We start from the raw sequence: 14,355 nt of genomic DNA, 5'->3' as shown, positions 1-14,355 counted from the left end.
TTTAGGTTTATCGTAATCGGTCTACAGATTTTACAAGATCTTCATCCCGTTTAATGGCACGATTGGCCATTACTAATAAAACGATAGAAATAATAGGAATCAACATCCCAATACCTTTCTCAGAAACAATTGTCTCTCCAGATACCGTTAGCGACCAATAAACAAATACTCCTAGTAAAATAAAGTTTAATAAGATATTGATACGCCCCAATACAAATTGAAGCTTTCGATTTTTAAATAAAAAAATTGCTACTAACGACAAACAAGCCGAAGCGATATAAAACCCAAAAATAGTAGGTTCGGTATACGCATACAATCCATCGCCTTGTTTATTTAAACCATATGGCAAAAATAGACAAACCGCACCAGAAACCCCAGCGGCAAGTAATAAGTATATCGTTTGTATTCGTTGTAACATAGTACTGTTTACATATAAGGATAGCAAAAATAAGAGTTTCTTTTTATTATTAAGACTAAAAATTTAAAAATAAAGTCGTATACTTGCATCTATAATAGCGTAACCAATTCAATTAAGGTTACTTACCTTCAAAATAAAATTTTCCTAGAATTCTTCTTTAGAAAATTTATACCAAAACAAAAATTATATTACATATTTAAATGTTAGAAATTTCTGAATTAAAAGCGAAAAAGCTTCCTGAATTACAGGAAATTGCGAAAACCCTCAATGTACCTAAATTTCGTACTATGAAAAAATTGGATTTGGTATATCAAATACTTGATTATCAGGCTTCAAATCCAAACAAAGTGAAGGAAGTGGTGAAAACCGAAACATCCCCAAAAGAAAAAGAAGAAGATACTTCAAAAAAAACGGAGCAGAAACCACGACGTCCTCGTGCAAAGGTTATGCAAAAACCCAACCCTCCTTCAGAAAAAAGTTTTGATAAAAAGACAGCTTCCAGTGAGCCTGTTGAAACTAAAAAAGAACTTCCGACAGAAAAAACACCTCCTCCTGCACATCAGGAAAGAAAAAAGCCTGTACACAAGAGAGAAGATAAAAAAGAGGATAAAAAAGACAGCAGAAATAGACCTAGCGACAAAAATAAAAACAAGAACAACACTCCTAATAAACGTGACAACGGTAATCGTGACCAGGGAAACAGAGATAGCAGAAATCGCTATAAAGAACCCGATTACGAATTTGACGCCATCATTCAGAGTGAAGGTGTTTTAGACATCATGCAAGATGGATATGGTTTTCTCCGTTCTAGTGATTACAACTACCTATCCTCTCCTGATGATATTTATGTCTCTCAGTCACAAATAAAACTTTTTGGACTAAAAACTGGTGACACAGTACTCGGTCAGGTAAGGCCTCCTAAAGAAGGAGAAAAGTATTTTCCTTTAATTAAAGTGAATAAAATAAATGGAATGGATCCTCAAGTAGTACGTGATCGCGTATCATTTGAACATTTAACACCATTATTTCCACAAGATAAATTTAATCTAGCCGACAAACAGAGCACCATCTCTACACGTATTATGGATCTTTTTGCCCCTATTGGTAAAGGACAACGTGGTATGATTGTATCTCAACCTAAAACCGGTAAAACAATGCTACTCAAGGATGTTGCTAATGCAATTGCAGCCAACCATCCGGAGGTATACCAAATGATTCTACTTATAGATGAAAGACCTGAAGAGGTAACCGACATGCAGCGTAATGTTAGTGGAGAGGTTATTGCTTCAACTTTTGATAAAGAAGCGCATGAACATGTTAAAGTAGCGAATATTGTTTTGGAGAAAGCAAAGCGATTAGTAGAATGTGGACATGATGTTGTGATTCTTTTAGACTCTATTACTCGTCTTGCACGAGCATACAACACCGTACAACCAGCTAGTGGTAAAATTTTAAGTGGTGGTGTTGATGCGAATGCTCTGCACAAACCGAAAAGATTCTTTGGAGCCGCAAGAAATATCGAAAATGGAGGCTCTTTATCAATCATTGCTACTGCATTAACAGATACCGGATCCAAAATGGACGAAGTTATCTTCGAAGAATTTAAAGGAACGGGTAATATGGAATTACAATTAGATCGTAGAATAGCGAACAAACGAATCTTCCCTGCTATTGATTTGATATCTAGTAGTACCCGTAGAGATGACATCTTATTAGACGACACTACTATACAACGCATGTGGATTATGCGCAAATACTTGGCTGACATGAATCCGGTAGAAGCGATGGAGTTTATTAATCAACGCTTTAAGCAAACACGTAACAACGAAGAATTTTTAATATCTATGAACGGATAACCAAGAAACTTCTTTACACCTTATCAAAGCGGCTGTTGTTTTTAAAAATAACAGCCGCTTTCTTGTTTTATTCATTAACATATTATTATATGAAAGGTTGTTCGAGAAAAAGAGACTACCTTAGAAACAAAATCTTATACGCATGAAATTTTTATCTTTAATCTTTATCATCATCCTTAGCGCTTGCAAAGGAAACAGTCAACAAAAAGAGTCTGATCACCAGCACACAACATCAGCAAATCAAAACCCTATACAAGTTGCACCCCAAGATGGCTATGAATTTGCATACTTTGCCAGCGGATGCTTTTGGTGTGTAGAGGCAATCTATGAAAGTGTACACGGAGTAAAAGAAGTTGTATCGGGATACGCTGGAGGACATACCAAAAACCCAACCTATGAGTCCAGCAATACAGGACGTACGGGACATGCCGAAGCAGTTGAAGTGCTATATGATCCAAATATTGTTTCGTTTAGCTCTCTAGTTGACATTTACTTTGGTTCACAAAACCCTACACAGACAAATGGACAGGGACCCGATAGAGGATCACAATACAGATCCATCATTTTTTATCAAAACGAAGCACAAAAAGAGATTATAATTAAAAAGAAAACTAAATTAAGCCAAAAGTTAAATTCAACAATTGCAGCAGAAGTCTTACCATTTCATAAATTTTGGGTTGCAGAAGCATATCATCAAGATTATGAGAAAAGAAACCCTTCGAATTCCTACATACAAAATGTTTCAATTCCCAGATTGAAAAAATTTCAATCAAAATTTCCGGAGCTTTTAAAAAAATCTAACAGTCATTAAAATTTTTCAGTTTCTCGTTTTCCAGTGAGAACCGTATATAGCTTTAACAAAAACCATAAACGGCAAAATAATTAGATAAACGGAAATTCCTGTTTTACGATACTATTAAAACCAGACAACAATAATCTTAAAACTACTTAAAATACAGGTGTAATACACAAAATTATCGACGAAATACACTTCTAGGAATAGAATAAATTAAAAAAAACGGGAAATAAAGTAAAAACATGTTGGTATTTTAAATATAAAAAGCTACTTTTGTTTATACCTTAAAGGTTTTCTTATCAGGACTTTAATCAACAACATTAAAGTTAAACTAAAGGGATTAAAGCCTAAATAACTGATAGACAAGCCTTTAGAGTGTTTTAGATTGCTTTTATTCACTTGAGTTATTAACCAATTGTTGAAAAGTAATTTAAATTGACAAAAACTTAAAAGTTTAATTTTCGTTTTTATTAAAATGAATTTTTAAGTTTACCGAAAGTAATATGAAAGAAATTTCTTTACAGGATTTCAAGAATATTAATAGATAACCAAATCTACAATTTGAATTTTAACATGTAAACCCTAAGATTATGAAACCAATTTTTACATTTATCTTGCTCTTGGTGATCACATTTTCAAACTCTTTTGCTCAAACGTCAGAGCGTTATTTGATGTCTGAACGCAAACTTGAAGTGCGAAGTGGACCTGGAGCTAATTACAACATCATTGCCGAGGTTCCAAAAGGAACTCAAGTTTATGTAATTAGCAGTGACTACGGAGACTGGAGTACAGTACAGCACAAAAACATTAATGGATTTGTTCTTACTACTCTTTTAACCGAAGACAGTAGAATTGCAGATGCAGAAAGAGCTGCGCAAGCTGCTGAGGCCAAAAAAGATGCGGCAAGAGCTGCTGCTGCAAAAGCAATTGCTAGTGCAGAGGCTGCTAAGAAAGCTGCAGAAGAAGCTGCTAGAAAAGCAATTGCTGAAGCTGAACGTTTAAAGAGAGAAGCTGAAGCACAAGAAGCTAAAGCTATTGCAGATGCTGAAGCTGCAAAAAGAAATCAGGCTGTTGCTGCTCGAAGAGCTGCTGCAGAATCTGAAGAAACTAGAAGAGCTGTTGAAGAAGCTAATAGAAGAGCGGCAAATACCGACCTAGCATCTTCTCCTATCGAATCAACAACACCGTCTTACGGATCTTCTTCTAGAGGAGCTGCTGCTGCACCAATGGCTGTTACTAAAGAAGATAAGTATTCTTCTTGGGAGAAAAAGACTTATAAGTCAGGTTCTGCACCGAAATCATCTTCGGTTAAGGCTAAGTATGACTATAAATTAGATAACTACTTAAAAATTAACGTAGGTAAAAATACTGAGGTTGTTGTTAAGTTATATCAAATGGGTAAAACGGCAGCAGATGATGTATGTGTTCGTGAGACTTATATTAAGAGTAACACTACACACTATATCAAAAACATCCCTGCAGGAGAGTACTACGCAAAAATTGCATACGGTAAAGACTGGAGAGAAACTGAAAAAAATGGAAAGAAATACGGAACTTTTACTCAAAACGCTTTGTACGAGAAAGGTCAGGATATCTTAGATTTTAACCCAGTTAAAACTTCAAAAGGAATAAACATTCCTTCATACACACTTTCATTAGACCTATTACCTAATGGAGGACTTGGATACGGTAACGAAGACCAAGATAACATTGACGCTGATTCTTTCAACGATCAATAAGAATACTTGGAATGATTAAAAAAGTCAAGAGTTTTTAATCACCGTTTCCAATTTAAATGTAGAAAATATAATAAAATCCTCGTAAGCAATTACGAGGATTTTCCTTTTTTAGATTGGTTGATATTCTCTATCCTTAGTAGTCATAGCAATTGAATTGATTGTTTATGCATTAGAACGTATCGTATATAGTGACGATCTAACGTAAGCTTAGTATTGTTATCAAGCATAGGCCTCCCTATCGAATTATCCTCATCTACTAAACTCATCTTCCTCTTCAATCATTCCAGCACAGAAATAGCGAAAGTATCGCTTAACAAGGAATTGCATATTTAAACCACAAAAAAAAGCGAACAAATATAATTGCTCGCTTCTATATGTTATACTATTTATTTAAGTCTATGCTATTCTAGCGTAATAAATTTTAACCTGAACAAAACCTATCTAAAAGCTCCAACAGGAATTAATTTGATACTTTGCGATGACGCTCTCTCGCCAAAAGGGTATTTTTTAATAACATAGCTATAGTCATTGGCCCTACTCCACCAGGTACAGGTGTTATAAAGGAGGCTTTTTTACTTACGTTATCAAAATCTACATCTCCCACAATTTTATAACCTTTCTCCGTACTATCATCTGTTACACGTGTAATCCCAACATCTATAACAACAGCATCATCCTTTACCATTTCGGCTTTTAAAAAGCCCGGTACTCCCAATGCAGAAATGACAATATCAGCTTGAGATATTATTTGAGTAATATTTTTAGTATGACTGTGAGTCAAGGTAACAGTAGAATTTCCAGGCCAACCTTTTCTCCCCATTAGTATACTCATAGGTCTGCCAACAATATGGCTGCGACCGATAACTACTGTATGCTTACCTTTTGTATCTACCTCGTATCGCTCTAATAATTCTAATATACCAAACGGGGTGGCAGGAATAAAAGTAGACATATCCAATGCCATTTTCCCAAAATTCATGGGATGAAAACCATCTACATCCTTATCGGGATCAACAGCTAACAATACTTTCTGAGTGTCTATTTGTGGAGGTAATGGTAATTGTACAATAAAACCATCAATATTAGAATTATTATTAAGCTCTTCGATTTTAGTAAGCAATTCAATTTCACTAGTAGTACTAGGCATCTTTACTAAAGTAGACTCAAAACCGATTCTTTCACAAGCACGCACCTTGCTGCCAACATACGTAAGACTTGCACCATCGTTCCCGACAATTACCGCTGCAAGATGAGGCACTTTTTCTCCTCTGTCCTTTATCTTTTGTACCTCAGCTGCTATTTCATTTTTAATATCGTTACTTACTTTCTTACCATCGAGTATTTTCATTGTTGTCGTTGTGTTGTGATCTATAAATAATAAAAGGTTATTGCATCTTATTCATCATCTGCATCATTCGTTTGCCGCCCCCACCTTGCATCATCTTCATCATCTTACTCATTTGATCAAACTGCTTTAACAACTGATTTACCTGTTGCACCGAGGTACCTGATCCTTTACCAATACGCTTTTTACGACTCGCATTAATAATTTGGGGCTTAGTTCGTTCTGCAGGTGTCATAGAGTGAATTATCGCTTCAATATGTTTAAACGCATCATCATCAACATCTATATTTTTGAGCATTTTGCCGGCTCCGGGAATCATCCCCATAAGATCCTTCATATTACCCATCTTTTTAACCTGCTGTATTTGCTTTAAAAAATCATCAAACCCAAACTGGTTTTTAGCAATTTTCTTCTGAAGTTTTCTTGCTTCTTCTTCATCGAACTGTTCCTGTGCACGTTCGACTAAAGAAACTACATCACCCATCCCTAAGATCCTATCAGCCATACGAGAAGGATAGAACACATCTAATGCGTCCATCTTTTCTCCCATTCCGACAAATTTAATAGGCTTATTTACAACGGATTTAATAGAAATAGCGGCACCACCTCTGGTATCCCCATCCAGTTTTGTGAGAATAACCCCATCAAAATTAAGGACTTCATTAAAAGCTTTAGCCGTATTAACCGCGTCTTGACCGGTCATAGCATCCACTACAAACAAAGTCTCGTTAGGCTGTATTGTTTTGTGAATATTCGCAATCTCAGTCATCATCATTTCATCAATTGCCAAACGACCAGCAGTATCGACAATAACCGTATCAAAATCATTCGCCTTTGCATATGCGATTCCTGCTTTGGCAATAGCTACCGGATTCGTATTACCCTTATCGCTAAAGACCTCAACATTAATTTGATCTCCTACTACATGTAACTGATCTACAGCAGCGGGACGATATACATCACAAGCAACTAACAAGGGTTTTTTCTTTTTCTTATCTTTTAAGTAGTTTGCTAATTTACCGGAAAAGGTAGTCTTACCAGATCCTTGTAGCCCTGACATTAGAATTACAGATGGATTACCAGAGGTATCGATACCAACTGCATCTCCTCCCATAAGCTCAGTAAGCTCATCCTTTACCAACTTAACCATAAGCTGACCAGGCTTCAAACTTTTAAGGACATCCTGACCCAAAGCTTTTTCTCTTACCCTTGCAGTAAAATCTTTGGCTATTTTATAATTTACATCTGCATCCACCAATGCCCTACGAACTTCTTTAAGAGTTTCGGCTACGTTTACTTCTGTAATTTGCCCGTGCCCTTTGAGAATATGTAACGCTTTATCTAACTTATCACTTAAATTATCAAACATATGTTTTACTTATAAAATTGAACCCTACCCTGACGGGCAGTAAAGCTGCAAATTTAACGATTTTGAAGCATAAAAATCAACAAGAAGTGAAGGAATTATTTGAGGCCTAACCATTTCGTCATTTTGGATGACTAGGCTAATTTTTGATCTTTTTAAAATCCTGAATTTAAATAAAAACAAAGAACCACTTAAACCTTTCGGCTTAAGCGGCTCTTTCCATCTAACCTACCAATCAAATCTTTATTACATATTTTCAGGATGAAAATTGAACTTTTGACCGCCGATGGTAGCTTCGGCCATTAATCCACCTTTTTGGTGAACAAATACAGCAACTCCATTTTCAAATTGTGCTTTTTTTGCTACTCCTGTTTTAATTGCGATAGCGGATACTTCTGCAGATAGCTCGAATTTATCATTTTTAAAATTCTCCAAGGCTTTTTCTGTTTCAAAGAAGACAATTTCGGTATATGCTTTACCTCCTGCTTGCAATCCTACATCTAATTGCTTCAGTTCTGCAGTTCCAACATACATTCCATTATCGTATACAACCCCTTTTCCATAAGCTCCCCCAACAATGAATCCTCCTTTTCCTACGGTTGGGAATATCACATATCCTGCAGACTTATCAAAAAAGGATGCCATTGTAGGATCTGTTTGCAAAAGTTCAGTTTTTATTTCTTTCGCTTCGGTTTGTAATTCAAGAGACTTTTCTTGATCTATCTGAGCGTATCCTATCGACACTAAAAATATCATCAATAGCATACTTATACAAGTTTTCATTTTCATCGGTTATTGTTTTAGTTATATTTCAAAAGTATTGATATACAACCCAAAAGGCTGTTAACGATGCGTTAGTATTTACTTACAGAAATAATAATTAAAATGAATTACTCTTAAAATATGCAAATAATCCTACACACAAGAGTTGTCTTGTAGGAGTTCATACTATATAAAATGAAAATTATGTTTCAGACGAACTACATTCTTTCCGGAACTACAATTCCCAACAAAGCGAATGAAGATTTAATGACAACCCCTACCAAATTTGATAACTGAACTCTAAAATGCATTTCTGCTTCGTTATCTGCTCCAAAAATTGAAACATTTTGGAAAAATGAATTATATGATTTTACTAAGTCATAGGTGTAATTCGCAATCACGGCCGGGCTTAGATCTCTGGCGGCTGTTTGTATAATTTCTGGATAAAGCTCTAATTGCTTAATCACTTCTCTTTCTTTATCGAGCAGCCCAATATTCTCTACTGGCGCTGACCAGTCAAAATCAGCTCTTCTCAAGATGGCTTGAATACGCGCGTAAGTATACTGAATGAAAGGTCCTGTATTACCTTGAAAATCTACAGATTCCTCCGGATTAAACAAAATTCGCTTTTTTGGATCTACTTTGAGAATGTAATATTTTAATGCTCCTAATCCTATATTAGTATACACCGCTTGTTTTTCCTCGTCAGAATATCCATCTAACTTTCCTAAATCTTCAGAAATTGTTTGTGCCGTAGTGATCATTTCTGCAATTAGTTCATCTGCATCTACCACAGTCCCCTCTCTACTTTTCATTTTCCCACTTGGCAAATCTACCATTCCGTAGCTTAAGTGATGTAAATTCTCTGCCCAGTTGTACCCTAGTTTTTTGAGAATAAGAAACAGCACTTTAAAATGATAATCCTGCTCATTACCTACGGTATAAATCATACCACCCACATCTGGATTATCTTTTATACGTTGAATTGCCGTTCCGATATCTTGTGTCATATAGACCGATGTACCGTCACTACGCAACACCAACTTTTCATCCAATCCTTCATCGGTAAGATCGCACCAGACAGAACCATCTTCTTTCTTAAAGAACACACCTTTCTCTAAGCCTTCATCAATATTATCTTTACCCAATAAATAGGTATTACTTTCATAATAATAACTATCAAAATCTACCCCCAGGGCTTCATATGTTTGAGCAAAACCCTCGTATACCCATTCGTTCATCCGTTTCCATAAGGCCACAACCTCAGGATCACCAGCTTCCCATTGTATTAGCATCTGCTGCGCTGCCAATAAGCTTGGAGCTTGTTGTTTAGCTTCTTCTTCGGATACTCCCTGATTGATTAATTCTTTAATTTCATCTTTATATACCTGGTCGAACTTAACATAATAATTACCAACCAACTTATCTCCCTTAAGACCAGTTGATTCTGGGGTCTCCCCATTCCCAAAATTTTTCCATGCAAGCATCGATTTGCAAATATGTATTCCGCGGTCATTAATAATTTGAGTTTTATACACGCTAGCTCCACTCGCTTTAATTATTTCTGATACTGCATACCCTAACAAATTGTTTCTGACATGACCAAGATGCAACGGTTTATTGGTATTGGGTGAAGAGTACTCAACCATCACTGCTGGCTCATCTTTCTTTGGATCAACTAAACCATAGCTTTTATTATCCTTGTGACTATTGAAAAAGTTAAGGTAGTACTCATCTGCTATCTCAAGGTTCAAAAAGCCTTTTATCACATTAAAACCTTGAATTTCTGACACATTTGTTACCAAATACGCTCCTATTTGCTCTCCTATTTGAACAGGGTTTCTCTTTACCACTTTTAATACAGGAAAAACTACTACTGTAATATCTCCGGCGAACTCTTTACGTGTTGGCTGAATTTCTACAGTGTCCAAAGTTGCGTCATAAAGTTGCTGTACTGCTTGTTTAACGTGCGTTATAATGGTTTGAGAAAAGGTCATTTGCAATTCGCTTGGCTTATTAATAATTAAAATACTAAATGTGACTACTACGGTCTAAAAATCAGTCTGCAAAGATAAAAGAAATAATACGCTATCACTATAAGAATTATTGTCAATTGCTTATCTTGTAATAAAAATGCTAATCAACACTTCTCACAATGACCCTGAAGTAAAGAAAAAAATTATTTCGGAAGTGGGTGCACCCTTCACTTTAAAAGAACGTTTCAAATTAAAAGGTGTAGGATCTCCTAAACTTTATATTACTCAAGCCAGCATTCAAATTTACAATTTGCTACAACTCAACAACGACTTGAACACTTGTAATATTGAATTGAGACCATCTGGAATTATACTTGGTTTTCATATACGGCTGGAAACCTATGCACTGGTAATACCTTTTTATAAACTTTCCATCTACAAGGGAACCGCCGACGAATATTCTATTTATCGAGATAACTACTACGTTAAGATCAAAGCTAGTAGCCATGATAAAAAGACACACTCCTTTATCAAAAAGATTCTCAACTTAAAATCTGATCAACGCCCAACAGCTATTGAAGATTTATAACGATTAAAACAAACATAAAAATATGCGAATACTTTTGACAGGTGCAAATGGTTATATTGGTAGACGACTACTCTCTGTGTTAATTGATAAAGGTCATTATGTTATCTGCTGCGTTAGAGACACGAGCCGTTTTGTCGTTCCAAAGGAGTACAGCACAACTATGGAAGTGGTTGAAATTGACTTTCTCAAAGAACCGACACCCAATGATTTACCCCAGTCTATTGAGGCAGCGTATTATTTAATCCATTCTATGAGTTCTTCTACGTCAGATTTTGACAAAAAGGAAGAGCAATCTGCTTATAATTTTAATACGCTCGTAGCAAACACTGATATTAAGCAAGTCATCTACTTAAGTGGAATTGTTAATGAAAAAAACTTATCGAAACACCTATGGTCCAGAAAAAATGTTGAAAGCATCTTGTATGAAGGTAATTATAAACTTACAGTGTTAAGGTCCGGAATTATCGTGGGCTCGGGAAGCTCATCATTCGAAATAATTAGAGATTTATGCGAGAAACTCCCCTTAATGATCACCCCAAAATGGGTAAATACAAAAACACAACCCATCGCTATAAGAGATGTACTGAGTTTTATGGTAGGTGTTCTCAATAATGATCAGTGTTATGATCAATCTTTTGACATCAGCGGACCAGATGTGCTTACGTACAAAGAAATGCTTAAAATTTATGCTAAATCAAGAGCTTTAAACTTAACAATTATATCGGTGCCAGTTATGACACCCAAGCTATCCTCTTACTGGTTATATTTTGTTACCTCTACTTCCTATAAATTGGCCCTCAATTTAGTTGACAGTATGAAAATACCGGTAATAGCTAAGGATAAAAGGCTTCAAAAAATACTCAATATTGAACCAATGTCTTATAATAGAGCGTTGGATTTAGCCTTTACTAAAATTGAACAAAACCAGGTAGTATCAAGCTGGAAAGACTCTATGATCAGTGGTCGCTTCAAAGAAGATCTCCAAAAATATATTACCGTACCTACACATGGCTGTCTAAAAGACACAAAACGTATGAAGGTTAAAAATCCCGATAAAGTACTTCAACGAATATGGCGTATTGGAGGTGATACCGGGTGGTACTATGGCAATTGGTTGTGGAGACTAAGAGGCTATATAGACAAATTATTTGGCGGTGTCGGGCTGAGGCGAGGAAGAACACATCAAAATATTATACACTCTGGGGATGCTTTGGATTTTTGGCGTGTATTGGTGGCGGATAAAAATAATAAAAGATTACTACTTTTTGCAGAAATGCGTGTACCCGGTGAGGCGTGGTTAGAGTTTGAAATTGACGATAATCAAATGCTTTATCAAACTGCAACCTTTAGACCAAAAGGTATTTGGGGTCGGATATACTGGTACGCCATGGTGCCTTTTCATTATTTCATTTTTGGAGGCATGATTAAAAAAATTGTTAATAATTCTTAAAAAACATCGATCAAGTAGATGTTTTTATCGATTAATTACGGTTTTTACGTAATAAGTTGTATTATTACACCTTATGACAAGACGTTTACTTATACCAATCTTACTTTTAACTTTATCTGTCGGCTGTATTTCTAATAAGTCCATTGATATAGAGTTGCAGAAATTCTCCTCTTTATTCATCGGAAGTTTTAGCACTAAAGAGCAAGCTTTTAAAGATGCCAGCTACAAAGCAATTGTTCTCAACATTACCCCTGTTTGGGAGAATACATCAGGATATTGGATGTTTGCGGAATGGACTGATGGTAATGATACCTCACAAATTATACAGCGTAGAGTTATTCGGTTTGAGCGACTGGATAGCGTAACAATTGTCAGTAAACTCTATAAACTTCCTGAAAACACAAAACGGATTACATCTGACTTAATTGCAGAACATGTGGCCAAAAGAATTTCTTCAAAAGACTTACTTCTTAGAGAAGGCTGTGACATTAAATTTACAAGACAAACATCCAATATCTATGTTGGAAAAACCGAGCGTAATACTTGCAAAAGCAACAGACCCGGTATATCACATATAGCTAGCCAAATTATAATAAGCACCAACAGATTGTCAGAATGGACAAAGGGATTTGACACTAAAGGAAAACAAGTTTGGGGAAAAATAAATGGTCCTTATCTATATAAAAGAATTGAGGATTAGTCTACGTAGTCTGCAATTGTTTTACCCTCTAAAACACTCAAGGTTTTATCTCTAACCTCAATCATTAGCGCATGTACTGCGCACGCATCCTCATCCGGACAGTCTGCGCAACGTTCATAAAAATTGAGACTAACACATGGAACCATAGCAATAGGTCCCTCAAGTATCCTGATAACACTTGCCATAGTAATATCTGATGGAGATTTTATTAAATAATATCCCCCACCCTTTCCTTTCTTAGAACCTAACAAGCCATTTTTACGCAAGGTTAATAAAATGCTTTCCAAAAACTTTTGAGATATGTTTTCGCTTTCAGCGATTTCCGAAATCAAAACAGGCTCACTACATTGCTTACGCGCAATATAGGTTAAGGCCTTAAGTCCATACTTTGTTTTTTTAGAAAGCATTCTTTTTATGTTTTATTCTTTGGGAAGAAATACTTCGGCCATCATGCAGCGAGCACTACCCCCACCTAAGGTCTCAATAGTCTCTAAGTCACTATGTAAAATATCACAATGTTTTTTGATAGCGGCAATTTGGGTAGTTGTCAATGCAGCAAAAGCAGAAGATGACATAACCAGTAAACGCTTATCATCCGTCCCATGTACTTGCAATACGTTTCCAGCAAAGTTATTAACCTGTTCTTCGCTGATAGCAATCACTTCTTTATTATCACTTCTTAAAAAGTCTACTACGCTTTTCTTTTCTTTTTTATCATCAATAGCGTCCAAACATACAAGCGCAAATGTTTCGGCTATACCCATCATAACATTGGTATGATATATTGGCAATCTTTTTCCTTCTACAGTTTGGTACGCAGTAAATATTACCGGTGTATATTCAAAATCTTCACAGAATTCAATTAATAGCTCTTCATCAGCTCTAGCTGATAAGGCACAATATGCTTTACGACCCACTCTATCCAAGACAAGACTTCCAGTACCTTCCAGAAAAACATCTTGCTCCTCGGCACTTGTATAATCAACGATATTATCAATTCTAAAACCGGATGATTCAACAATATCTAAAACTTCTGGACGGCGCTCTCTACGACGGTTTGGAGCAAACATGGGATACAACCCTACAGTTCCATTTTCATGAAAAGAAATCCAATTATTCGGAAATATAGAATCAGGGGTATCTAACTTTTTATCATCATCGATCACAATCACTTGTACTCCGGCAGCTTTAAGCTTCGTGACAAACTCATCAAATTCGCGTTGTGCTTTAGTGTTTGCTGTTTCAGGTATAATATTTAAATCTTCCTGATAGTAATTATTGACAGCGGTTTGCTCATTCATTCTAAACTGCACCGGACGTATCATTACCAACGTATCTGTAACTTGTTTCATGTATTA

Annotated in this window: 13 protein-coding genes; 6 read left to right on the top strand and 7 right to left on the bottom strand. The window is 35.9% G+C overall.

The window, feature by feature from the left end; genetic code table 11:
* Positions 1-7: 7 nt before the first annotated feature.
* The gene (locus BD809_RS08990) at positions 8-418 is read right to left on the bottom strand and encodes a DUF4293 domain-containing protein (protein WP_148782639.1); all 411 of its coding nucleotides are present in this window, start codon (positions 416-418) and stop codon (positions 8-10) included.
* A gap of 200 nt (positions 419-618) precedes the next feature.
* Between BD809_RS08990 and rho the strand changes: the two genes are divergently transcribed.
* From rho to BD809_RS15755, 3 genes are all read left to right on the top strand, one after another.
* Positions 619-2,274, top strand: a complete 1,656-nt coding sequence (rho, locus tag BD809_RS08985; RefSeq protein ID WP_148782638.1) for a transcription termination factor Rho — start codon at positions 619-621, stop codon at positions 2,272-2,274.
* 142 nt (positions 2,275-2,416) lie between these two features.
* Positions 2,417-3,085 (top strand): peptide-methionine (S)-S-oxide reductase MsrA, encoded by a 669-nt coding sequence (msrA, locus tag BD809_RS08980; RefSeq protein ID WP_148782637.1) that lies wholly within the window; start codon positions 2,417-2,419, stop codon positions 3,083-3,085.
* 575 nt (positions 3,086-3,660) lie between these two features.
* A complete protein-coding gene (locus tag BD809_RS15755) occupies positions 3,661-4,809 on the top strand; it encodes an SH3 domain-containing protein (protein WP_246131483.1) in 1,149 nt (382 codons plus the stop codon).
* Positions 4,810-5,269: 460 nt separating this feature from the next.
* Here the strand turns inward: BD809_RS15755 and BD809_RS08970 are convergent, their stop codons facing one another.
* From BD809_RS08970 to argS, 4 genes are all read right to left on the bottom strand, one after another.
* Positions 5,270-6,157 (bottom strand): bifunctional 5,10-methylenetetrahydrofolate dehydrogenase/5,10-methenyltetrahydrofolate cyclohydrolase, encoded by an 888-nt coding sequence (locus tag BD809_RS08970; RefSeq protein ID WP_148782636.1) that lies wholly within the window; start codon positions 6,155-6,157, stop codon positions 5,270-5,272.
* Between the two features lie 37 nt (positions 6,158-6,194).
* A complete protein-coding gene (gene ffh, locus BD809_RS08965; RefSeq protein ID WP_148782635.1) occupies positions 6,195-7,523 on the bottom strand; it encodes a signal recognition particle protein in 1,329 nt (442 codons plus the stop codon).
* 243 nt (positions 7,524-7,766) lie between these two features.
* On the bottom strand, positions 7,767-8,309 hold the full coding sequence (locus tag BD809_RS08960; protein WP_148782634.1) for a lipid-binding SYLF domain-containing protein: 543 nt from the start codon (positions 8,307-8,309) through the stop codon (positions 7,767-7,769).
* Between the two features lie 191 nt (positions 8,310-8,500).
* On the bottom strand, positions 8,501-10,279 hold the full coding sequence (argS, locus tag BD809_RS08955; RefSeq protein WP_148782633.1) for an arginine--tRNA ligase: 1,779 nt from the start codon (positions 10,277-10,279) through the stop codon (positions 8,501-8,503).
* A 136-nt stretch (positions 10,280-10,415) separates the two neighbouring features.
* Between argS and BD809_RS08950 the strand changes: the two genes are divergently transcribed.
* The 3 genes from BD809_RS08950 to BD809_RS08940 all read left to right on the top strand — a co-directional run bounded on the left by BD809_RS08950 (position 10,416) and on the right by BD809_RS08940 (position 12,997).
* Positions 10,416-10,847: a hypothetical protein gene (locus tag BD809_RS08950; protein WP_148782632.1), complete on the top strand. Its 432-nt coding sequence runs from the start codon at positions 10,416-10,418 to the stop codon at positions 10,845-10,847.
* A gap of 22 nt (positions 10,848-10,869) precedes the next feature.
* Positions 10,870-12,297, top strand: coding sequence for an SDR family oxidoreductase (locus BD809_RS08945; protein ID WP_148782631.1), 1,428 nt, complete (start codon positions 10,870-10,872; stop codon positions 12,295-12,297).
* A gap of 73 nt (positions 12,298-12,370) precedes the next feature.
* Positions 12,371-12,997, top strand: coding sequence for a chromophore lyase CpcT/CpeT (locus tag BD809_RS08940; protein ID WP_148782630.1), 627 nt, complete (start codon positions 12,371-12,373; stop codon positions 12,995-12,997).
* On the opposite strand, the gene BD809_RS08935 is transcribed toward BD809_RS08940, so the two are convergent.
* Both BD809_RS08935 and ctlX read right to left on the bottom strand, forming a co-directional pair.
* Positions 12,994-13,404: an RrF2 family transcriptional regulator gene (locus BD809_RS08935; protein WP_148782629.1), complete on the bottom strand. Its 411-nt coding sequence runs from the start codon at positions 13,402-13,404 to the stop codon at positions 12,994-12,996. The genes BD809_RS08940 and BD809_RS08935 overlap by 4 nt on opposite strands.
* Positions 13,405-13,416: 12 nt before the next feature.
* Positions 13,417-14,349: a citrulline utilization hydrolase CtlX gene (ctlX, locus tag BD809_RS08930; protein WP_148782628.1), complete on the bottom strand. Its 933-nt coding sequence runs from the start codon at positions 14,347-14,349 to the stop codon at positions 13,417-13,419.
* Positions 14,350-14,355 lie beyond the last annotated feature (6 nt).

It is taken from the genome of Aquimarina intermedia, from assembly GCF_008124785.1.
In the GTDB taxonomy this organism is placed as follows: Bacteria; Bacteroidota; Bacteroidia; order Flavobacteriales; family Flavobacteriaceae; genus Aquimarina; species Aquimarina intermedia.
This window is presented reverse-complemented; position numbering and strand designations above follow the sequence as displayed.

Bases quoted from the DNA above. Each gene is read 5' to 3' on its own strand.
- BD809_RS08940 (WP_148782630.1), top strand. From the start codon at position 12,371: ATGACAAGACGTTTACTTATACCAATCTTACTTTTAACTTTATCTGTC.
- BD809_RS08950 (WP_148782632.1), top strand. From the start codon at position 10,416: ATGCTAATCAACACTTCTCACAATGACCCTGAAGTAAAGAAAAAAATT.
- ffh (WP_148782635.1), bottom strand. From the start codon at position 7,523: ATGTTTGATAATTTAAGTGATAAGTTAGATAAAGCGTTACATATTCTC.
- BD809_RS08960 (WP_148782634.1), bottom strand. From the start codon at position 8,309: ATGAAAATGAAAACTTGTATAAGTATGCTATTGATGATATTTTTAGTG.
- BD809_RS08990 (WP_148782639.1), bottom strand. From the start codon at position 418: ATGTTACAACGAATACAAACGATATACTTATTACTTGCCGCTGGGGTT.
- BD809_RS08935 (WP_148782629.1), bottom strand. From the start codon at position 13,404: ATGCTTTCTAAAAAAACAAAGTATGGACTTAAGGCCTTAACCTATATT.
- BD809_RS15755 (WP_246131483.1), top strand. From the start codon at position 3,661: ATGAAACCAATTTTTACATTTATCTTGCTCTTGGTGATCACATTTTCA.
- BD809_RS08945 (WP_148782631.1), top strand. From the start codon at position 10,870: ATGCGAATACTTTTGACAGGTGCAAATGGTTATATTGGTAGACGACTA.
- argS (WP_148782633.1), bottom strand. From the start codon at position 10,279: ATGACCTTTTCTCAAACCATTATAACGCACGTTAAACAAGCAGTACAG.
- BD809_RS08970 (WP_148782636.1), bottom strand. From the start codon at position 6,157: ATGAAAATACTCGATGGTAAGAAAGTAAGTAACGATATTAAAAATGAA.
- ctlX (WP_148782628.1), bottom strand. From the start codon at position 14,349: ATGAAACAAGTTACAGATACGTTGGTAATGATACGTCCGGTGCAGTTT.
- rho (WP_148782638.1), top strand. From the start codon at position 619: ATGTTAGAAATTTCTGAATTAAAAGCGAAAAAGCTTCCTGAATTACAG.
- msrA (WP_148782637.1), top strand. From the start codon at position 2,417: ATGAAATTTTTATCTTTAATCTTTATCATCATCCTTAGCGCTTGCAAA.